Source organism: Hymenobacter ruber, from assembly GCF_054783255.1.
On record NZ_BAAGQX010000003.1, the window covers coordinates 392,535 to 413,880 of the forward strand.

Consider the following 21,346-nt stretch of genomic DNA (forward strand, 5'->3'; position numbering starts at 1 on the left):
AGTTGTTAAATTCAACATCTGTCCTGCGTTCATTTGCGGCGCAGGCATTCCACTCTTCTCCTTTACATACATGGCTGCTCCCACCGCCGTCGCTACGTCATCCAGCACCCGCGAAAAACCCCGGCTTAGCTTCTGGCAAATCTGGAACATGAGCTTCGGCTTCCTCGGCATTCAGTTCGGCTTTGCGCTGCAAAACAGCAACATGAGCCGAATTTTTGAAACCATGGGGGCCAAGACCGACGAAATTGCCTTCCTGTGGCTGGCCGCGCCCATCACGGGCCTGCTGGTGCAGCCCGTCATTGGCTACCTCTCCGACCGCACCTGGAGCCCGCGCTGGGGCCGCCGCCGGCCGTTCTTCTTCGTGGGGGCGCTGCTGGCCTCGCTGGCGCTGATGGTGATGCCCAACGTGACAGCCCTGTGGATGGCCGCCGGCATGCTCTGGATTCTGGATTCGAGCATCAACATTTCGATGGAGCCCTTCCGGGCGCTGGTCGGCGATTTGCTGCCCTCGCAGCAGCGCACCACCGGTTTCGGGGCCCAAACTTTCTTCATTGGCGTGGGCGCCATCGTGGGCTCGTCGCTGCCCTGGATGTTCGCCAACTGGTTCGGCATTTCCAACACGCCGGAGCCTGGCCACATCTCGCTTTCGCTGAAATACGCCTTCTACGTGGGCGGCTTGGTGTTCTTCCTGGCCGTGCTCTGGACCATCCTGCGCACCAAGGAATACCCGCCCGAAAACCTGGCCGAATTCGAGGCTGAGAAGGCCCGCACCGCCGGTTTCGCCAACGGCCTAAAAGAGTCGTTCGAGGGCATTTTCCACATGCCGAAGACCATGCGTCAGCTGGCCGTGGTGCAGTTCTTCTCGTGGTTTGCGCTGTTCTCGATGTGGATTTATACCACGCAGGCCGTTACCAGCCACATTTTCCACACCACCGACACCACTTCGGCCCTCTATAACAAGGGCGGCGACTGGGTGGGCGTATGCTTCTCGGTGTATAACGGCCTGTCGGCAGTAGTAGCGCTGCTGCTACCAGTGGTGGCCCGCGCCACCAGCCGCCGCTTCACCCACATGCTGGCCCTGGTGATGGGCGGCGTGGGGCTGATTTCGATTTACTTCATTCAGGACTACCACTACATTCTGCTCTCGATGGTGGGCGTGGGCATTGCCTGGGCCAGCATCCTGAGCGTGCCCTACGCCATGCTGGCCGGCGCGTTGCCGTCCAACAAAATGGGCTATTATATGGGCGTGTTCAACTTCTTCATCGTGATTCCCCAAGGCGTAGCCGGCCTGGTGCTGGGGCCGCTGACGAAGCACGTGTTCCACGACCAGCCCATCTTCACGCTGGTGCTCGGCGGCGCGTCCATGATAATCGCGGGCCTGCTGACCCTGCGCGTACACGACGCCGACGACATCCGCCTGCCCGCCGAGCCGGAGCCCGCTGAATCCCTCGGCTACGACGCCCTGGCCCCGGCCAATCCGCAAGTGTAGGGTTTCACTTTAAATGCTTAGAGGCCCGTTTCTGTCATAGAAACGGGCCTCTTTGTTTATATCACGAATCTGGCTAAATCAGCTTTTAGTAATCATCTCGGCCACCTCGCGGCCGGTGGCCAGCGCGGCATTCAGAGAGGGATAGGCGGCCCAGTCGCCACAGCGGTAGAGGTTTTCGGCCAGTTTCAGGGGCTGCTCTACGGGCTGGCCGGGCAGGTACACGGGCAGCGCCGTGGGGATGCGGTAGCTGCGCAGGTGCTCCCACTGCCGGGCGGCCGGCCCGAACCAGGCGGCTAGTTCCTCGCGTAGGCGGGCCGTGAGTTCGGCTTCGTTCAGGCTGCGCTCGTTGTGGGTACTCACGGAAACCAGTGCCCGGCCGGCCGGGGCGTAGGCGCCGCTCACGTCGGCGGGAAAAGCCACGTTGTGGGCCAGGCAGGTGGGGGCCGCGTTCAGGCGCAGCAGCTTGTCGTTGCGACCCGGCGAGTGGCCGCCGGGCGTGGCGAAATAGGTGCAGGTGGTAATGCGGGCCGCTGTGGGAATGCCGGCCGGCTGGGCCGTGAGGCTGTCGTCGGGGTTGCCGCTGCGTCCGGCCAGCAGACGCAGGCTGCTCAGGCCGTCGGTAGCCAGCACCACGGCGGCACCCTGTATTACCTGGCCGGTGGTGAGGCGCACGTGTGTGCCATCGACCACTCCCGCCACCGGGGAGTTGAGGCGCACGGTGCCGGCGGGCAGGCGGGCGGCCAGCTGCTCGGGCAATTGCTGCATGCCCAGGGCGGGCACGGCCGCTTCTCCGGTCACAAACTGCTGGAACACAAACTCGAAAAAGTTGCTGGCCGTGGTCAGCTCCCTATCGAGAAAAACGCCACCGAAAAACGGCTTGAAGAATGAGTTTATCATCTGCTCGCTCCAGCCGTAGCGCTGCAGAAAGCTGAGGGTATCGGTGGCCGGACGGGCCAGCAACTCCTCGGGGGTGTACTTGAGCACGTGCCGCACCAAGCTGAAAATGCGCAGCTTATCGGGCAAGGTGCCGATGGGCGAGTTGAGGGCCGAAAACGCCGCCAGCGGGGCTTGCAGCGGGTTTTGCAGCGTAGTTTCCTGCCCATCGGCCAGCCGGATAACGGCCCCGGAACGGAAGGCTTTCAGGTTTAGGGCGCCGTAGTCGAAGATGCGCCGGGCCTCAGGGTAGTTGGTTTGCAGCACCTGAAAGCCGCGGTCGAGCCGGAAGCCGTCGGGCGTGACATCGGTGCGCACGCGGCCGCCCACGGCGTCGGCCGCTTCGAGCACCAGCACGGCGCGGCCGGCGCGGTGCAGCCAGGTGGCGCAGGCCAGTCCGGCCATGCCCGCGCCAATGATGATGATGGGTTTATCAGATGAAGTCATAAGGGAACAGCAGACTGGGAATTTGCGCGGCGTTTTCCCATTTCACGGCGCGGGGCGCGAAAGGTTGGGCTTACCGCGACTGTTTGGCGTGTATTGTTTTCATCGACTGTCATCCTGAGCACCGCGAAGGACCTTATTACGTCAAACAGTTTGCAGCAATTCTAACGGCGCAATGTGACAAGTTCCTTCGCTGCGCTCAGGATGACAGGAATGCCCAACTGGTAGCAGTGGCCTGATACCCTCGCCCTCAAAACAGCTTCGGCATCTTGTGCTCCTTCCATTTCTTGCGCGTTTTCATGGTCCAGAATTCGGCTACGCCGGGGCGTTGCAGGCTGAGCTGCCACGCGCCCATGGACTGGCCCAGCCGGTAGCCGGTGGCTTGGTCCTGCGGGAATTTCTGCTTAATGAGGGCGTAATCAGCCGCCGAAATGTCCTTGCCGATTTCGCCATGGCAGCGTAGGCACAGCTGGTTATTCAGCACGATGGGCCGCTGGTAGAAAAACACCTCCTGCGACAGCCGCTTGATGGTGCGCACCGTGTCGGGCCGCATTTCCTCGGCCAGCAGCGGGGCCTGGCTGGCGGGGTTGCGCGGCCTTTCGCTCACGCGGTGGGCCGTGGCCTTGAGCACGCCGGCCAAGGAATCGACCGCCCCGTAAGTTTCGGGCTTGCAGAACGCCAGAGCGCGGGCCACGCCCCCGGCGGCCAGCTCGCGGGCCAGGGTGCGGCGCAGCAGCGAGTCGGCGGTGGCGGTGAGGGAGTCGCCGGCCCAGCGGGTGGCGTGCAGCAGGTCGCGGGGCATGATGCGCTTCACCTCCCAGTTTTCGGCTTCGATGCCGATGCGCTTGCTGTCCTTAAGGTGCTCCACCTGGTCGGGGCGGCAGGCCGCGAAGGCCAGGGCCAGCACGGGCAGCGCAGTTTTGTACAGCAGGTTGTTCACGGATGCGGGTATTGAACTGATTTTACGCAAAGGTCCGAACCGCCGCCCCAATGGCCCAAGCCGCCGCCCGGTTACATCAGGTAGGCTTTCAATTCCTCGTAGTTAACCGCCAGCGGCACGCTTCGTTTGGCGCGACCCTGCAAAGCCTGCACCACGGCCGGCAGTTCGATGGCCCGGCCGAGAATGGGCTCCACCACATCGGGGAATTTCACGGGGTGGGCCGTAGCCAGAATCAGGCCCGCCGCGCCCGCGTGCTGGGCCTGGTAGCGGCGCAGCGCCGTGTAGGCCACCGCGCCGTGCGGGTCGAGCAGGTAGTCGTCGCGCTCCCACACCTGCCGGATGGCGGCCACGGTTTCGGCATCGGTCACGGTATCGGCGCTGAGGGCGGCGCGCAGCTTGGTCAGGTCGTTGTCAAACAGCTCCAGAATGCGGACGAAGTTGCTGGGGTTGCCCACGTCCATGGCGTTGGAAAAAGTGGGCACGGCCGGCCGGGGCGTGAACGTGCCCGTGCGCAGGTACACCGGTACTGGCTCGTTGGCATTGCAGGCCGCGATGAAATGCCCTAACGGCAACCCCGAAGCCTGGGCCAGCAGCCCCGCGCACAGGTTACCAAAATTGCCGCTCGGCACCGACACCACCGGCGCGGGGGCCCCAACCGGCCACTGCTGCATGGCAAAGCAGTAGTACAGCTGCTGCGGCAGCCACCGCGCCACGTTGATGCTATTGGCCGATGTCAGAAAGCGCTTCCGGGCCAGCTCTGGGTCCAGAAACGCCTGTTTCACCAGCGCCTGGCAGTCGTCGAAGGTGCCGGCTACTTCCAGCGCCGTGATGTTCTGGCCTAGCGTGGTGAGCTGCTGCTCCTGCACCGGGCTCACCTTGCCCGAAGGGTAAAGAATCACCACTTCCACGCCCGGCACGCCCAGAAAACCGCTAGCCACGGCTCCGCCTGTATCGCCCGAAGTAGCCACCAGCACGGTCACGGGCGGCGTGTCGCCACGCTGGGCGAAATAGCCCAGGCAGCGGCTCATAAACCGCGCTCCCACGTCTTTAAATGCCAATGTTGGTCCATGAAACAGCTCCAGCGCCGACACCTCCGCCGCCACTGGCACCAGCGGAAACTCAAAATCTACCGCCTCGGCGCAAATGCGCTGCAAGTCGGCCTCGGCAATGGTGCTGCCCACGTAGGGCCGCATCACGTTGAAGGCTACCGTAGCCCGGCTCAGGCTGCGCAACTCGCGCAGGAAACCGGCCGAGAATTTCGGAATGCTTTCGGGGAAATACAGACCGCCATCCGGCGCCTGCCCGGTGATGGTGGCGGTGCGAAAATCAACCGGCGGCGACTGGTGGCGGAGGCTGTAGTATTTCATTTTTGTTGCTTGCTGATTCTATATAGCCGCCTGTCATCCTGAGCGGAGCGAAGGACCTTATCACGTCAGAGCAATTTGCGCGAATGTGATAAGGTCCTTCGCTGCGCTCAGGATGACAGGCGGGTTCATTTATTCTTCCGCCACTACCCGCGCCCCCGTCGTGCCCACTGGCCCCACGTACACGTTGCATTCAATCCGCAGCTCGGTGAACACGCTGCCCATCGCCGCGCCCACGGCCTGCGCCGTTGCCTCCGTCCGGTTCAGCATGAAAATGGACGGCCCCGAACCCGAAATTCCGCCACCAATGGCTCCCGCTGCCAGCGCCCGCGTCCGCGCCTCGGCCAAGCCGGGAATGAGCGGCAGCCGCGCCGGCTCCACGATGTAGTCGTCGAGCGAGCGGCCGATGAGGTCGTAATCGGCCAGCAGAAAGCCCGACACCAGGCCCGCTACGTTGGCCCACTGCCGCACGGCCAGGCCCAGCGGCACCGTGGCCGGCAATACCTTGCGCGAGTCGCTGGTTTTCAGCTCAATCTGCGGATGCACCACGGCCACCCACAGCGGCGGCGCGGGTAGGGCAATGATATCAATGGCCGGCTCCAGCGCCCGCACCACCGTGAAGCCGCCAAAAATGGCCGGCGCGATGTTGTCGGCGTGGCGCGCACCGGAGGCTACGGCCTCCCCTTCCATCGCAAAATCCACGAGCTGCATTTTGGTGAAGCGGTTGCCCAACAGCGCATTGGCCGCCACCACGGCCCCGGCGGCACTGGCCGCGCTGCTACCCACCCCGCTGCCCGGTTTGATGCCTTTGGTGATTTCCAGCTCGAAGCCCACGGCTTCCGGCACCTGCTTCAACAACGCCAGCAGGGCCACGCCGGCCACGTTGTGCAGCGGGTCGGTGGGCAGGTTGTACGGGTCGTGGTGCTGAATGCGGACGCCCGGCGTAGTGCTGCGCGTGAGGCGGATAATGTCGTAAGGCTCAGCCAGCGACAAGCCGAAAACATCGAAGCCGCAGCCCAGATTGGAAAGCGTAGCGGGGGAGTGAACGAGAACGGAATCAGGCATAATAGCACGGACTTTTAGTCCGCGAATGAAAGTGTAGCGCGGACTTTGCAGTCCGCGATTGAATACGAGGTCAATAGCGCAAAGACGCGGACTACAAAGTCCGCGCTACAGCCGCGCGGCGCGAATAATATCCGCGAACACGCCCGAAGCCGTAACCTCCGCACCCGCCCCGGCCCCCTTTACCACCAGCGGCTGGTCCACGTAGCGGTCGGTGTAGAAGAGCACCACGTTGTCCTTGCCGCGCAGGTCGTAGAGGTCGTGCCCCGGTGCTACCTGCTGCAGGCCCACGGCGGCGTGGCCATCAGCATAGCGGGCCACGAATTTCAGGCGCTTGCCAGCCGCTGTAGCCGCGTCATAGAGGGCGCGGAAATGTGCTTCGTGCGCCGCCATCTGGGTGTAGAAGGCTTCCACGTCGCCTTCGAGGCAGGCGGGCGGCAGGAAGGTTTCGATTTCGATATCTGCCATTTCCATCACCTGCCCGGCTTCGCGGGCGAGGATGAGGATTTTGCGAGCCACGTCCGAGCCGCTCAGGTCGAGGCGCGGGTCGGGCTCGGTGTAGCCTTCGGCCTGGGCCTGGCGCACCACGTCGGCAAAGGGCCGGGAGCCGTCGTAGTTGTTAAACACGAAGTTGAGCGTGCCCGAGAGCACGGCTTCCATGCGCCGCACCACGTCGCCGCTGCGCGTGAGGTCATTCAGTGTGCCAATGATGGGCAGGGCCGCGCCCACGTTGGTTTCAAACAAGTAGCTGGCATTGAATTCTTTCGACAGGCTTTTGAGCTTGGCATAATGCGCGTAATCTGACGACGCGGCCACCTTATTACACGCCACGATGGCCACGCTTTTCGCCAGCAAGTCGGCGTAGATGCCGGCGGCGGCCGGGTTGGCTGTCACGTCCACGAAGATGGAATTGCGCAGGTTGCGGGCAATGATGAGCTGGGTGAATTCCTCCAGCGTCTGGGCCGGGGCTTGCGCCAGCTCCTCGGGCCAGGCGGTGAGGTCGAGGCCTTCTTCGTTTATCAGACAGTGGCGGCTATTGGCAATGGCCACCACGCGCACTTGCAAGCCCAGCTTTTCGAGCAGGTGCGGCTGCTGCCGCGCCAGCTGCTCCAGCAATTTGTTGCCCACGTTGCCGGGACCAAGGATGAACAGGTTCACCTGCTTCTTGGTGGCCTCAAAAAAGGCCTCGTGCAGCACGTTGATGGCCTTGCGCACATCGGTGGCCCGAATCACGGTCGAGATATTCTTTTCCGAAGCGCCCTGCGCGATGGCCCGGATGTTCACCCCGTTCTGCCCCAGCGCGCCAAACAGCTTGCCGCTGATGCCGGGGTGGTTTTTCATGTTATCACCAACCAGCGCCACAATGGCGAGGTCGGTTTCAGGCCATAGCGGCTCGATGCGGCCGGCCGCGATTTCCGTCGCAAACTCCTCATCCACCACGGCTTGGGCAGCAGCTGTGTCTTGGCTGTTGACGCCCACGCAAATCGAATGCTCCGACGAGCTTTGGGTGATGAGCACCACGTTGATGCGCTCGCGGGCCAGCGCGGCAAACAGCCGCTGCGAAAAGCCCGGCACGCCCACCATGCCGCTGCCCTCCAAGTTCAGCAGCGTCAGGTTGCCGATGCTGGAAATGCCTTGCACGACAGCGGCGGGCCGGGGCGGGCTTACCTCGACCAGCGTACCGTAGTCGTCGGGGGCGAAGGTGTTTTTAATCCAGAGCGGAATTCCGCGCTGCATCACCGGCTGAATAGTGGGCGGATAGAGCACCTTCGCGCCGAAGTGCGACAGCTCCATAGCTTCCTGGTACGAGATGCGGGCAATAGGCCGGGCGCTACGCACGAGGCGCGGGTCGGCGGTCATCATGCCACTCACGTCGGTCCATATTTCCAGCACCTCGGCATCGAGGGCGGCGGCCAGCAGGGCGGCCGTGTAGTCGGAGCCGCCGCGGCCCAGCGTGGTGGTGGTACCGTGGGCATCGGCGGCGATGAAGCCGGGCACTATCCACGAGTCGCCGGGGTACCGGGCCTGAAAATCCTGCACCAGCCGGCCGGTGGTGGCAATGTCCACTTCCGCATTACCAAAGCGCGAGTTGGTGCGGATGAGCTGGCGGGCATCGGCCCACACGGTATCGGGCCAGAAGCTGTGGAAATGCAGCTCTACCAGTTGCGACGACAGCAGTTCACCGTGGCTCACTAGCCGGTCCAGGGTGCGGCTCGACAGTTCCTGCAGCGACGCGATGCCGTCGCACAGCCGGTGCAACTCCAGAAAGCCGTCCGTAATCAGGGCCGTGGCGGTATCCAGGGGCGCGGGCGGCAGCTGCAATTCTTCGGCCGCGGTAAGGTGGCGCTGCTCCAACTGCTGCAGAATCTCCTGGTAGGCCAAGTCGCCCGCTTCCGCCGTGCGGCCGGCCTTAATCAGCGCATCGGTGGTGCCGCCCAGGGCCGACACGACCATTACCACTGGGCCCTTTTCGAGAGCCTTCATGGCGATGACGCAGCTTTTATCAATATTCGCAGCAGAGGCCACCGACGTGCCTCCGAATTTCAACACTTGCATTGCAGTTTCTGGTTGGTGAAGTAGCGGTGCCGCTTGGGTGGGAAGTGCGAAACCAGAAGAGTTTGAGAGCTTGAACGAGGATGCTTTAGGACGTAAAAAGAGCTGTTTGGCGGGGCGAGCATCAGGTTAGAATAGCCTTGCTATCACATAACTCAACAGCAGCCGCGCCCAAACAGACGGGCGCAATGTAGGGCGCGCTGGGGCCATTTCCCGCATCCGTTCGGCGGTTTGTTGGGCGCGCTGGCTTGCTGGTGGTATTCGCCTGGCTAAGTCCGCGAACCAACGTACTGAATAGCGGTGTTTAGAATCCGTATCTTTGCAGACTATCTGATTATTTCCCGAACACCCGATGCTCGATAAACTAGAAGCCATCAACCAGCGCTACGAAAACGTCAACGAAGAGCTGATGCAGCCCGACGTGATGTCGGACCTGAAGCGCTACAAGTCCCTGAACAAGGAGTACAAAGAGCTGGGCAAGATTGTGGCGCAGTACCGCAACTACCAGCAGGTGCTCAGCAACATCGAAAACGCCCGCGAAGTCATTGCCACCGAAAAGGACCAGGACTTCCGCGAGATGGCCAAGGCCGAGCTCGACGAGCTGATGCCCGAACAGGAGCGCCTCGAAGAAGTGATTAAAGACCTGCTGCTCCCCAAGGACCCCAACGACTCGAAAGACGTCATCATGGAAATCCGGGCCGGTGCGGGCGGCGACGAAGCGGCCATTTTTGCCGGCGATTTGCAGCGCATGTATATGCGCTTTGCCGAAAAGCAGGGCTGGAAAATGGAGCTCATGGACGCCATGGAAGGCACCGCCGGCGGCTACAAGGAAATCATCGTGGCCGTGCGCGGCGAGGACGTGTACGGCAAACTGAAGTTTGAAAGCGGCGTGCACCGCGTGCAGCGCGTGCCGGCCACCGAAACCCAGGGCCGCATCCACACCAGCGTGGCGTCCATCGTGGTAATCCCCGAAGTGGAAGAATTCGACGTGGAGCTGAATATGAGCGACATCCGTAAGGACTACTTCTGCTCCAGCGGCCCCGGCGGCCAGTCGGTAAACACGACCTACTCGGCCGTGCGCCTCACCCACTTGCCCACCGGCCTCGTGGCCCAATGCCAGGACCAGAAGTCGCAGCTCAAAAACTTCGACAAAGCCTTGGCCGTGCTGCGCTCCCGCGTGTACGACATGGAGCTGGCCAAGAAGAACGAGGCCGACGGCCTGGTGCGCAAAACCATGATTGGCGGCGGCGACCGCAGCGATAAAATCCGCACCTACAACTACCCGCAGGGCCGCGTGACGGACCACCGCATTGGCTACACGGTGTACAACCTGGCCAGCGTGATGGAAGGCAACGTAGACGACTTCGTGGAGCAGCTCCGCCTGGCCGAAAGCGCTGAGCGCCTGCAGGAAGGCGTAACGAAATAAGGCCGGCGCGGGGCTGGCACCTGCCGGCCCCGCCGCTTCGGTTGCAATACCATTCCGGCTTTATCGTTTGCTCCCGGTAATTCCATGCCTTCGCCACTGCTTATGCGCCACCTCTTCCCGCTGTTTCTGGTTCTGAGTTGCCTGCTCACCGTCCTGCCCGGCTGCGAGCCAAAGGAAGACTTAGTGCAAACCTCCGGCAGCCTGGAGTTCGCTACTGATTCGGTGAAGTTTGACACGGTGTTTACCACTATCCAGACGGTGACGAAGCGGCTGTGGGTGTACAACCGCAACAGCGGCGCGGTGAAAACCGACGTGAGCCTAGCCGGCAAGCTGGGTACTACCTACTCCCTGATTATCAATGGGGATGCTGGACCATCTATCAGCGGCGTCACCATTCGGGGCAAGGACAGCCTGCTGGTGCTAGTGCGCGCCGTGCTGGGCGATAATGGAAAAGACGTTAAGCCTTTCGTGCTGGCAGACCAGGTAAATTTTCGCACCAATGGGAACGAGCAGAACGTGAAAGTGGTGGCCTATGGCCAAAATGCGTATTTCCACCGGGCCACTGTCATTACCGGCGATGTCACGTGGCGTACCGACAAGCCTCATGTTATCATCAACAGTCCATTAGGCAATGGCGAAGTTGGGGTTCTCGTAACAGGCACCGGCATACTGCGCATTCCCAAAGGAGCCCGCATCTACTTGCATGCCGGAGCATTCATTCAAGTAGATGGCACGCTTCGGGTGAACGACGACTTCCTACCCGGCACTGCCACGACCGATACTGTGAAAGCCAATAACCTCAACGTCGTCCGCTTCCAGGGCGACCGGCTGGAGCCATTTTACGCCGACATTCCCAGCCAGTGGGGCGGCATCATTTTCACCAGCACCAGCCGCAACAACAGCATTCGCTACGCTGAAATCAAGAACGCCACGTTTGGCGCACTGCTCTACAACCGCGACGCGTTGCCTACTCATCCCACGCTGGCGCTGAACAATACCGTTTTCCGCAATATTTCGGGGTCAAATGCCTCCTTCGCTAATGCAAACCCCGGCACCGGCGGCGGCGTCATCAGCTACTCCGGCGATGTCACGGCCACCAACTGCCTCTTCACCAACTGCGGCGAATATGCGATGGTAGGCATCGGCGGTACCTACGACCTGAACTTCTGCACCATTGCCAACTACACGCCAGCCTTCCGGCGCGAAACATCCTCTCTCACGTTCACCAACGTAGACGATGCCCTGAAGAACCCGCCAAAAATGCCCACCAGCGTCACCATCCGCAATTCCATTGTGTGGGGTTCTTTTGAGGATGAGCTGTATCTGCAAAACAACGCCGACTATTTGTCCAATATCAAGGTGCAAAATTCGCTGCTTCGCACCAAGGAATACCAGGCCGCCACGAATGCCACCGATAAGCCTGGCCTGGCCGCCAGTCAGTTGGCTAATATCGTTAACGTAGACCCGCTGTTTGTCCGCACGGCGCTCACCAGCAGCCGGCCCGATTACACCTTGCAGGCCACTTCGCCAGCTACCTTCCCACGTCGGCCAAGGGCAGCAGGCTCAACCACGCCGCTCCAGGACCTCATTAATCTGACTCGCAATCAGAGTACGCCCAGTTTGGGGGCATACGAACACAAATAGACAGCAACGTAATGTTGCGTTACTCTACCCGCCCGGCGGCTGAGTAACGCAACGTGTCAAACAGTACCAGCTTCTGGGTGCCCACCACTTCATAAGTGCGCACTTGGCCATTTTCCAGCTGCATCCGCAACTGTTTCTGCGCCGAAAACAACGGGTTATTCTGGATGATAGTAGCTGCGATTTCCTGTGGCACTGCGCCCTGCTGCACCACCGTCAGGCTGGCTACGGGCGCATTGGACTGGCCCGGCAGGCGCGTGTAGGTGCGGCGCAGCAGCCCACCGGGCAGCGCCACCGAATCCACGGCGTAGGCCCCGCGCAGGGCAGCTTTGTTGATGTCGGCCTGAAAGAAAATCTGCAGCTCGTCGTTCCACTTCACGGTAGGCACGCGCACGGTTTCGGGCGCATCGCCGCGCAGGCTCACATGCTTGGTCACGACGGCGTGGCGCTGCTCCAGTTGCGCCACCTGCTGCGTGAGCAGGCCTTTCACATCGAAGTACAGCGGGCGGCGGGCGGCAGGCGCGGCGGGGCCGGCTTCACCGCAGCCAGCTAGCAATACTACGCCCAATGCCCACCCGCCTATTATCAGGCCGCGCTTACGCATTCGGGGCGGTGCTGGGCCGCAGGATGCTCAGGCCCGTCATTTCGACTGGCTTGGGCACGCCCATCAGCTCCAGGATGGTGGGGGCCAGGTCGCCCAGCTTGCCATCGGCCAGGGTGCCGCGGTAGTCGTTATCGACCAGAATGCAGGGCACCAGGTTGGTGGTGTGAGCGGTGTTGGGCGAGCCGTCGGCATTGCGCATAAACTCGGCATTCCCGTGGTCGGCGATGATGATGCTGGCGTAACCGGCTTCCAGCGCGGCTTCTACCACGGCGCGGGCGCAGGCATCGGTCGTTTCCACGGCCTTCACCACGGCCTCGAACACGCCGGTGTGGCCCACCATGTCGGGGTTGGCGAAGTTCAGCACCACGAAATCGGCCGACTTAGCCAGCAGCTCCGGCACCAGCGCGTCACGCAGCTCGGCGGCGCTCATTTCGGGTTGCAGGTCGTAGGTCGCCACTTTGGGCGAAGCCCGCAGGATGCGCGTTTCGCCCGCAAACTCATTTTCCCGCCCGCCCGAGAAGAAGAACGTGACGTGCGGATACTTCTCGGTTTCGGCAATGCGAATCTGGGTTTTGCCGTGCGCCGCCAGCACCTCGCCCAGCGTATTATTCAGGTTGTCTTTCTCAAAAATGGGCGTCACGCCCACGAAGGTGTCGTCGTAGTTGGTCAGCGTGAGATAATGCAGGTTGAGGCGCTGCATCTGGAAGGCGTTCATGTCCTGCTGCGTCAGCACTTCCGTGATTTCGCGGCCGCGGTCGGTGCGGAAGTTGAAGCACAGCACCACATCACCCTCCTGAATGGTGGCCAACGGCTGGCCGTCGGCCCCGGTCTTCACAATGGGCTTCAGGAACTCGTCCGTCACCCCTTCTTTATACTGCTCCTGAATGGTCTGAATCAGGTTTTGCGAGGGCGTGCCGATGCCATTCACCAGCAGGTCGTAGGCAATTTTCACCCGCTCCCAGCGACGGTCACGGTCCATGGCGTAGTAACGGCCCACCACCGAGGCGATTTTGGCCCCGCTGCGCACCATCGATTCTTCCAGCTCGTTCACGAAGCGTACGCCGCTCTTGGGGTCAGTGTCGCGGCCGTCGGTGAAGGCGTGTACATACACGCGCCGCACGCCCGCCTCGTGGGCAATGGTGCAGAGTGCCTTCACGTGGTCGATGTGCGAGTGCACGCCGCCGTCGGAAAGCAGGCCAATGAGGTGCAACGGCTTATCATTGGCAATGGCGTAGTCGAAGGCTTTCACCAGCGCGGGCATCTGGCCCAGCTTGCGCTCCCGGATGGACTTGCCAATGCGCACCAGCTCCTGGTCGACCACGCGGCCGGCCCCGATGTTCATGTGGCCCACTTCGGAGTTGCCCATCTGGCCTTCGGGCAGGCCCACGGCCTCGCCCGACGCCTGCAAGGTGCTGTGCGGAAACCGCTGCAACAGCTCGTGAAAGAACGGCGTACTAGCCGCATCTACTGCCGAAACTGCCGTGTTCGGGGCAATGCCCCACCCATCCAGAATTACCAATAATACCTGCTTACTCATGGCGCAAAGATACGGCGGGGCCGCGCCTCTGGTTGAAATTTTCTACCTTCGTGCCTGCTTTAAGTTGGGGCGATTTCTAGCTTTGAGCGGGCCTGCTCAAAGTCGTTGATTACTTCCTGGCACCATTTTCGCTTGACTGTTTCTGTGTATGACGCACTTATTACCCGTATAATGAAACGCTATTTAATTAGGACTCTATTCATCGGATGGTTGTTCCTGCTCGGTTCTGTCGCGGCTCACGCGCAGGCCGATAACCTCGGAGCCGTTCGGTCGGCGTTGCGCAACGGCTCTTCCCGCGAGTTGTCGCAATATTTTGCTGCTACCGTTGAAATTGGTTTCGATGCCGATAAGCAGGGCTACAACGCTACTCAGGCCGAAATCGTCATCAAAGATTTTTTCGGCAAGAATGCTCCCAGCAGCTTTGAGTTTATTCATCAGGGCCAGAGCGGCGAAGGCATTCAATACGCCATTGGCCGCTACACGGGCCGTAGCGGCACCTACCGGGTGTATGTGAAGCTCAAGCCCTCGCGAGGCGCGCCGGTGATTGACACGCTGGATTTCACGAAAGAATAGTCTTAGCCCCGGCCCTCACAGGTCGGGGCTTTTTCGTGAGAATCTTCTGCTTTACTGGCCGCCGCAAGGGCCGTACCTTTGCGCCGTGCAAACTCCCTCCGCTGCCTATTCCTATCTCACGCCCGAAGCGCTGACCACCTTCATCCGCACGGCTTTGGCCGAGGACGTGGGCGACGGCGACCATTCGGCGCTGGCTTCCATTCCGGCCGATGCCCGCAACCGCGCGCACCTGCTGGTGAAGGGCGAAGGCCTGCTGGCCGGCATGGCCCTGGCTCCGCTCATCTTCAAGGAAGTGGATGCCTCGTTGGTTTTCACGCCCATGCTCGCCGATGGCGACCCCGTGAAGCACGGCGACATAGCCTTCACCGTGGAAGGCCCGGCCCGCAGCATCCTCACCGCTGAGCGCTTGGTGCTCAACTGCATGCAGCGCATGAGCGGCATCGCCACCTATACGGCGCACCTGAACAACCTCATTGCCGGCACCAACGCCAAACTGCTCGACACCCGCAAAACCACGCCCAATTTCCGCATCTGCGAGAAGTGGGCTGTGCTCATTGGTGGCGGTGTGAACCACCGCTACGGGCTGTTCGACATGATTATTCTCAAGGATAACCACGTTGACTACTCCGGCGGCATTGCGCAGGCCATTGCCGCCACGCACGCCTACCTCGCCAAGACGGGGCGGCAGCTGCCCATCGAAATCGAAACCCGCTCGCTCGATGAAGTGCAGCAGGCGCTGGACGCGGGCGGCATCGACCGCATCATGCTCGACAACATGAGCCCCGACCAGCTGCGCGAGGCCGTGGAGCTCATCGCCGGGCGTTTCCCGACGGAGGCCAGCGGCGGCATCACCGAGAAAACCATTGCCGAAGTGGCCCGCACGGGAGTCGACTACATTTCGGTGGGAGCCCTCACGCACTCGGTTAAAAGCCTAGATTTGAGTTTAAAAGCCTATTAATCCAGTGGTTAACGGTTAGTGATTAGTGGTTAGTATTTACTGCTGCTCATTGACCACTAACCGCTAACTACTTATCACTAAAAATGAACCAACCTAACCAACGCGGCGGCGGTGGCGGCTTCCGCCAGGCCCAGCAGGCTCCGTCGCTGGCCATTCGCACCAAGAAAACCCAGCTTACCACCGATACCTACACCAAGATGGTGATGGGCGAAGTATGGAAAAAAGACTGGGTATATGCGCTCATTCCCTTCGCGCTGGGGCTGCTGCCGGCTATTTTCGTTCACTCCTGGTGGTGGATTGTGCTGGCCGTGGTGCTTACTATCCTGTTCGTGCTGTTCCGCTCGGCGCAGGTGACGGGCGTGACCCAGATGGAGCAGAGCAAGCCGCTGTTTGAGCGCATGGCGTTTGAGATGGACAACAAGCAGCTTTTGCTGCGCGTGGGCCCGGAGAAGGAAGGCAAAGCCATGCAGCTGACCTGGGACATGATTGGCCGGGTGCGCCGCGATGTGGATGCCTACGTACTATACCTGAAGCCCGGCACGCCGCCGGCCGGTATGGCCGCGTGGCGCCTGTGGCTGGCGCGCACGTTCGATGTGCCGGTGTTTTTACATTTGCCTTTCAAAATTTTCAACGCCGACAACGACCGCCGCTTGTTTGAGTCGATGTTGCGCCGCAAAAACCTGCTGCCCGCCGAAGCCGGCGCGGCCACCGTCTAAATTTCAACCCCTGCTAATTTTACTTCGATGAAATTGACCTCCACCCTGTTGCTGGCTGTTTCCGCCGCTACGCTGGCCCTGACTTCTTGCAGCAGCGAGCCCTCCGACTGGCGCCCCGATGAGAAAGTATCGACCGACATGGTAGCCCCCGGCACCCGCGACGACGAAAACTTCGACCACTCGGTGCCCAACGGCTCCATCGAAAACGTGAACACGCCCCTGATGAAGGCTGCCGCCGGCGAAGCTCCGGAAACCGAAGCCAAGCATCCGGCCGCCGAGTCGGCCATCTCGGCCAACGCCGAGGAAGGCATGCGCAAGCGTGGCCAACTGCACGACGCCGGCAAATCGGGCCAGGCAGACACGGCCGAAAACGGCCACCAAATCCAGCGCTAAGGCGCGCGGTTTTTTAGGTTTCTCTCGATTGGGTGGCAGCTTTGCCCGCCGGCTGGCGGTAGCAGAGCTGCCGCTTTGCGTCATTTTAGAATGAAGAATGAGGAATGAAGAATGGGGAATTGACGCCGGTAGCGTCGGTCTTCCACTCTCCATTCCTCATTCTTCATTCCTCATTCTTTACTGTATGGGGTTTGCAATTTTCCTGCTGCTGCTCACGGTGCTGGGCGCGGGCACGGCGGCGGCCTGGGTGCCGGTGGCGCACAGCGGGCGGTGGCTGAAGCCATTGCTGGCTTTCAGCGGGGCATATTTATTTACGCTCACGGTCACGCACATTCTGCCCGAAGCCCTGCAAATGCTACCCGAACACCCGGCTCGCGTCGGCTATTGGGTGCTGGCGGGCTTCTTTGGGCAATTGCTGCTGGAGGTGCTGTCGCAGGGCGTGGAGCATGGGCACGTGCACCACGAGGCCGCGCACAGTCCGCATGAAGGCGTGAGCCGGGTACCATTTCTGCTGCTGGCCGCGCTGGTGGTGCACTCGTTTCTGGAGGGCAGCATTCTGGTACACAGCCCGGAGGTGGGCCAGGTAAGTCAGAATTTCTATGCCATTGTGGTGGGCGTGGCGCTGCACCACATGCCGGCGGCCTTTGCGCTGGCTACGCTGTTGCGGCTGCGGCTGGGCAGTTTCCGGCGGGTATGGCCGGGGTTGCTGATTTTCGCGCTGGCCTCGCCACTGGGCATTATTATCAGCAACTACGTGGTGCTGAGCCAACTGCTAAGCAGTGGCTGGTACGCAGCGCTGCTGGGGCTGGTGGCCGGTAATTTCCTGCACGTTTCGACCACCATTCTGTTTGAAACCAGCCCCGAGCATCGGCTCAACTGGCCCAAGCTGGCGGCCACGCTGGCGGGCCTGCTGCTGGCGCTGGCAGTGGCGTGAGGAAGGGAAGAGTTGCGTTTTGAGGGTTGAATGTTGAGTTGCAGACGGTGCGTACGGAAAATTTTCGCCATGCACCGTCTGCAACTCATCTTTCAACCCTCAAAATTCAATACTTCTCCACCGCCCAGCAGGAAATTCTCCAGTTGACGCGCCCGCGCCGTTTCGCGAGCCAGCGTGGCTTGCAGGCGCACCAGCCGCTGGCGCATGGCCAGGATGATATCCAACGCCTCCGGGGCCAAGCCCAGCTCGTGGTGCAGGCGGGCGAGGCGCGGCAGGTCATCGGGCTCGTCTACAATGACGGTTTCGGGTGCGGGCGCGGCGCGGAGCAGGCCCGCCTGCAGAAACTCGTGCAGGTCGGCCGGAGCCAACCCGTAGCGCACCGAGCATTCCTGAAAAGTTAGGGTGATGAAGGTCGTTTCCATGCTGAGCAAGACTGTGGTTTAGGCTTCCGGGCGCAGGGCGGCCAGCTGCTGAATCAGTTCTTTTTCCTGGTCGGTGAGGTGCCGCGGCAAGGTCAGGTTCAGGCGCAGGTAGAGGTCACCGAACTGGCCTTCCTTTTTATACACCGGGAAGCCTTTGCCCCGCAGGCGCAGGCGAGTGCCGTTGGCCGTTTCGGGCTTGAGCTTGATTTTGACGGAGCCGCTGAGGGTTTCCACCGTTTGCTCGCCGCCCAGCAAGGCTTTGTATATGCTCACGGGCACGTCTTGGGTGAGGTCGTCGCCGGTGCGGGCGTAGCGGGCATCGGGCCGGATGCGAAAGGTGATGAGCAGCGCGCCATTGGGGCCGCCGTGCCGGCCGGGGCCGCCCTGGTCGCGCAGGCGGATGGTCTGGCCGTCGGCCACGCCCGGCGCGATGGTCAGGCGCAGGTTTTTGCCATTGACGGTGATGGTGCGCGGGCCGCCGTGGTAGGCCTCCTCCAGGCTCATTTCCAGTTCGGCCTGATAGTCGGGGCCGGCGCCGGGGCGGGTGCCACCCGCCCGCCGGCCCCCGCTGCCCATGTTGCCGAAAAGTGAGCCGAAGAAATCCGAGAAGTCTTCGCCCTCGCCAAACGGGTTACCTCCGCCCCCGCCGCCCTGGGTGTACTGGCTCCAATCGAAGCCACCGCCGGGCTGGCCACCGCGGCCCGCGCCGCCACCCGGCTGCTGTTGGTAGCGCTGCCAGTCGGCCCCAAACTGGTCGTATTTCTTCCGCTTGTCGGGGTCGCTGAGGACTTCATTGGCCTCGTTGATTTCCTTGAATTTCTGCTCCGCGCCCTTGTCGTTGGGGTTCACGTCGGGGTGGTGCTGGCGCGCCAGTTTGCGGTAGGCCTTCTTGATTTGCTCGGAAGTGGCGTTTTTATCCACTCCCAGCGCCTTGTAATAGTCTTTGTAATCCACGGGATGAGGAAAAGTCGATGAGTTATACGTTGGTTACGGGCGGCCGTGCCGGAGTGCCCTGCGGCTGGCCGCTCCGCAAATTCAGCATTACCGACCAATTTCTGCCGCTAACAATTTTGCAGGACCCATTACGCTTCTGCCGGCCCGTTCTCGTATAGTAGTTCAGGCCGATGCAGAAACGAGGCACTTGGTTTTCGGCATCAAAATTGGATACGCTAAATGAACGCAACCGGCAACAGAATGTTGGCTTTTCACCGGCATCGATTACGGAATCAGTTTTGCACTTGACCTAAACATAATGCAACTGTTATGTTCCGGAAAAGGCTTATATTTGCGCATTGAAAGCAATTATCGTTGCGTTTTTCCCTATTCTATTTTTAACTTTCCCATGAATATCAAGAATTCCCTCTTCTATGTTTTTGCGTTGGCTTTGCTGAATATTGCCGGGGTGCAGGCGCAGACGGCACGCCCGGGCCGCGTGCAGCCGAAGCCGCGCGCAGTAGCAGCGGCCACTGAGGGAATAAAGGACGGCATCTCGATGCAGAAGGGCCGCGTGGTGCTCACCGAGCTCGGCATCAGCAACCCGCTCACAGCTGATAAAAAGCTGATTAACGGCACCGTCATCACCCCGGCCGGCGTGGTGACGGCCACCGACGGCACCACCACCCAAATCACCGAGGGCGACTACGTTTCGCTCACCGGCCGCGTGACCAGCCGCAAGGCCATTGCCGACGCCGACAGCATTGCTAAGGTGATGGCCTTCGACGCCAAATACCCCGGCAAGCGCAAGAAAATGGAAGAAGCCGCCGCCAAAAAAGCCAAAGACAAGGCCAAGCGCGACGAAGAAAAAGCCAAGGCGAAAGCCAAAGCCGAAAAGAAAAAGAAGAAATAATCCGCACCTGACTACCACGGCCGCTAGCGCCGCCAAGCCCCCGGGTTTGGCGGCGCTTGACGTTTGGGGGCGGCGCGGGCCTATCTTTCGGGGCTACACGCCGTATTCCCGCCCATGCTTTTTTATACTGTAATGAAACCGCTGGTGCAGGTTGCGCTGCGGGTCTTTTTCCGCCGCATCGAGGTACGGCACCCCGAGCGCCTGCACCTGCCCGGCCCGCTCCTGCTGGCCGGCAACCACCCCAACACCCTCATGGACCCGCTGCTGGCGGCCGTGAACCGCCGCCAGCCCATCGCCTTTCTGGCCAAAAGCACGTTTTTCGTCAACCCCATCCTGCGGGCCATCATGGAGTCGGGCAATTCTATTCCCATCTACCGGGCGCAGGATGTAGGCAACGGCGGCCCGGTCACGCATGAGCAGCGCGCGGCGCAGAACGAGGCTACGTTTGGCCGTTGCTACGACTACCTGGGCCGGGGCGGCACCATCATGATTTTCCCGGAGGGCACCAGCGTGAGCGAACGCCGCCTGCGGCCCCTCAAAACCGGCGCGGCCCGCATTGCGCTGGGGGCCGAGGCCCGGCACCATTTTAAGCTGGGCCTGAAAGTGATACCAGTAGCCACCAATTATTTCGACCCCAGCAAGTTTCGGTCGGATGTGCTGCTGAACGTGGCCCCGCCCATTATCGTGGCCGATTATGCTGCCGCCTACGCCCAAGACCCCGATGAAGCCGCCGACCAGCTCACCGAGGCTATTCGGGTGGCGCTGGAACGCCGCTTGGTCATCACCCGCGACGCGGCCGAGGACGCCTTTGTACAGCAGATTGAGCGCATATTCGGCAGCCACCTCAACCCCGACGACGACCCCGACACGCTCTACGACAACTTCCAGCTGAGCCGCACCCTGCTGCAAGCCCTGCCCTGGGCCGAACAGCACTTCCCCGAGCGCCTCACTGCCGCCCGTACCCAGTTCGAAACCTACCTGGCCGACCTGCGCCGCCACGGCCTCACCGACGAGGCGCTCGACAGCCAGCGGCGCGGCTCCGTGGTGGGCCTGCTCAACCTGGTTTTCGGCGCGCCGGTATGGCTTTATGGAGTCATCAATAACTACTTACCCTATATTTTACCATCGGCTGTGGCCAAGCGGGCGACTAAGGACGTAGAGTTTGTGGCGCCCATCATGCTGGTAATGGGCATGATAACCTTCCCCCTAGCCTATACTCTACAAGCAGCTGCCGTGCAACACTGGCTCACGCACGACTGGCGACTGACGGCCCTTTACGTGCTCAGCCTGCCCTTTACCGGCTTCTACGCCCTGAGTTATTGGAGCACTCTTTCGGCGCGGCTGCGGCGGCTGCGGGCAGCGCGGCTGTTCCGCCGTGCGCCGGCCGTGGGAGCCGAGCTGTTGCGCCAGCGGGCCGAACTAGTGACCGAGCTGGAAGAAGCCCGCACGGCCTACCTCACGGCGCGATAGTTTAGGCCACTGGCCCGCCACCGGCACACCATACTGGATGT

19 protein-coding genes are annotated in these 21,346 nt (G+C 61.6%); 10 read left to right on the forward strand and 9 right to left on the reverse strand.

Annotation, left to right across the window (positions count from 1 at the left end; genetic code table 11):
* Positions 1–70: 70 nt before the first annotated feature.
* On the forward strand, positions 71–1,489 hold the full coding sequence (locus ACYVM5_RS08715; protein ID WP_460617741.1) for an MFS transporter: 1,419 nt from the start codon (positions 71–73) through the stop codon (positions 1,487–1,489).
* 78 nt (positions 1,490–1,567) lie between these two features.
* On the opposite strand, the gene ACYVM5_RS08720 is transcribed toward ACYVM5_RS08715, so the two are convergent.
* The 5 genes from ACYVM5_RS08720 to thrA form a co-directional block, all read right to left on the reverse strand.
* Positions 1,568–2,869: a protoporphyrinogen/coproporphyrinogen oxidase gene (locus tag ACYVM5_RS08720; RefSeq protein WP_460617742.1), complete on the reverse strand. Its 1,302-nt coding sequence runs from the start codon at positions 2,867–2,869 to the stop codon at positions 1,568–1,570.
* A 247-nt stretch (positions 2,870–3,116) separates the two neighbouring features.
* Positions 3,117–3,806: a c-type heme family protein gene (locus ACYVM5_RS08725; protein ID WP_460617743.1), complete on the reverse strand. Its 690-nt coding sequence runs from the start codon at positions 3,804–3,806 to the stop codon at positions 3,117–3,119.
* A 71-nt stretch (positions 3,807–3,877) separates the two neighbouring features.
* Complete coding sequence (gene thrC, locus ACYVM5_RS08730) at positions 3,878–5,173, reverse strand: PALP domain-containing protein (protein ID WP_460617744.1); 1,296 nt, start codon at positions 5,171–5,173, stop codon at positions 3,878–3,880.
* A gap of 129 nt (positions 5,174–5,302) precedes the next feature.
* The gene (locus ACYVM5_RS08735; RefSeq protein ID WP_460617745.1) at positions 5,303–6,235 is read right to left on the reverse strand and encodes a homoserine kinase; all 933 of its coding nucleotides are present in this window, start codon (positions 6,233–6,235) and stop codon (positions 5,303–5,305) included.
* A gap of 105 nt (positions 6,236–6,340) precedes the next feature.
* Positions 6,341–8,788, reverse strand: a complete 2,448-nt coding sequence (gene thrA, locus ACYVM5_RS08740) for a homoserine dehydrogenase family protein (RefSeq protein ID WP_460617746.1) — start codon at positions 8,786–8,788, stop codon at positions 6,341–6,343.
* 349 nt (positions 8,789–9,137) lie between these two features.
* Between thrA and prfA the strand changes: the two genes are divergently transcribed.
* The gene (prfA, locus tag ACYVM5_RS08745; RefSeq protein WP_460610892.1) at positions 9,138–10,211 is read left to right on the forward strand and encodes a peptide chain release factor 1; all 1,074 of its coding nucleotides are present in this window, start codon (positions 9,138–9,140) and stop codon (positions 10,209–10,211) included.
* A gap of 102 nt (positions 10,212–10,313) precedes the next feature.
* Positions 10,314–11,855 (forward strand): hypothetical protein, encoded by a 1,542-nt coding sequence (locus ACYVM5_RS08750; protein WP_460617747.1) that lies wholly within the window; start codon positions 10,314–10,316, stop codon positions 11,853–11,855.
* Positions 11,856–11,874: 19 nt separating this feature from the next.
* Here the strand turns inward: ACYVM5_RS08750 and ACYVM5_RS08755 are convergent, their stop codons facing one another.
* Complete coding sequence (locus ACYVM5_RS08755) at positions 11,875–12,456, reverse strand: hypothetical protein (protein WP_460617748.1); 582 nt, start codon at positions 12,454–12,456, stop codon at positions 11,875–11,877.
* Positions 12,449–13,993: a 2,3-bisphosphoglycerate-independent phosphoglycerate mutase gene (gene gpmI / locus ACYVM5_RS08760; protein ID WP_460617749.1), complete on the reverse strand. Its 1,545-nt coding sequence runs from the start codon at positions 13,991–13,993 to the stop codon at positions 12,449–12,451. Before gpmI ends, ACYVM5_RS08755 begins: the two co-directional genes overlap by 8 nt.
* A gap of 171 nt (positions 13,994–14,164) precedes the next feature.
* Between gpmI and ACYVM5_RS08765 the strand changes: the two genes are divergently transcribed.
* From ACYVM5_RS08765 to ACYVM5_RS08785, 5 genes are all read left to right on the forward strand, one after another.
* A complete protein-coding gene (locus ACYVM5_RS08765; RefSeq protein ID WP_460617750.1) occupies positions 14,165–14,566 on the forward strand; it encodes a DUF4783 domain-containing protein in 402 nt (133 codons plus the stop codon).
* A gap of 85 nt (positions 14,567–14,651) precedes the next feature.
* On the forward strand, positions 14,652–15,524 hold the full coding sequence (gene nadC, locus ACYVM5_RS08770; protein ID WP_460617751.1) for a nicotinate-nucleotide diphosphorylase: 873 nt from the start codon (positions 14,652–14,654) through the stop codon (positions 15,522–15,524).
* Positions 15,525–15,607: 83 nt separating this feature from the next.
* Positions 15,608–16,240, forward strand: coding sequence for a hypothetical protein (locus ACYVM5_RS08775; RefSeq protein ID WP_457065794.1), 633 nt, complete (start codon positions 15,608–15,610; stop codon positions 16,238–16,240).
* Between the two features lie 27 nt (positions 16,241–16,267).
* Complete coding sequence (locus ACYVM5_RS08780) at positions 16,268–16,633, forward strand: hypothetical protein (protein ID WP_460617752.1); 366 nt, start codon at positions 16,268–16,270, stop codon at positions 16,631–16,633.
* A gap of 184 nt (positions 16,634–16,817) precedes the next feature.
* Complete coding sequence (locus tag ACYVM5_RS08785; protein ID WP_460617753.1) at positions 16,818–17,567, forward strand: ZIP family metal transporter; 750 nt, start codon at positions 16,818–16,820, stop codon at positions 17,565–17,567.
* Between the two features lie 92 nt (positions 17,568–17,659).
* Here ACYVM5_RS08785 and ACYVM5_RS08790 read toward each other — a convergent pair whose 3' ends face one another.
* Together ACYVM5_RS08790 and ACYVM5_RS08795 are read right to left on the reverse strand one after the other, a co-directional pair.
* Positions 17,660–17,989 (reverse strand): hypothetical protein, encoded by a 330-nt coding sequence (locus tag ACYVM5_RS08790; protein ID WP_460617754.1) that lies wholly within the window; start codon positions 17,987–17,989, stop codon positions 17,660–17,662.
* Positions 17,990–18,007: 18 nt separating this feature from the next.
* The gene (locus ACYVM5_RS08795; RefSeq protein ID WP_460617755.1) at positions 18,008–18,943 is read right to left on the reverse strand and encodes a J domain-containing protein; all 936 of its coding nucleotides are present in this window, start codon (positions 18,941–18,943) and stop codon (positions 18,008–18,010) included.
* Positions 18,944–19,331: 388 nt separating this feature from the next.
* Here ACYVM5_RS08795 and ACYVM5_RS08800 point away from each other — a divergent pair, with 388 nt between their 5' ends.
* Both ACYVM5_RS08800 and ACYVM5_RS08805 read left to right on the forward strand, forming a co-directional pair.
* Positions 19,332–19,835: a DUF6799 domain-containing protein gene (locus ACYVM5_RS08800; RefSeq protein WP_460617756.1), complete on the forward strand. Its 504-nt coding sequence runs from the start codon at positions 19,332–19,334 to the stop codon at positions 19,833–19,835.
* A gap of 114 nt (positions 19,836–19,949) precedes the next feature.
* Positions 19,950–21,305, forward strand: a complete 1,356-nt coding sequence (locus ACYVM5_RS08805) for a lysophospholipid acyltransferase family protein (RefSeq protein ID WP_460617757.1) — start codon at positions 19,950–19,952, stop codon at positions 21,303–21,305.
* Positions 21,306–21,346: the final 41 nt, after the last annotated feature.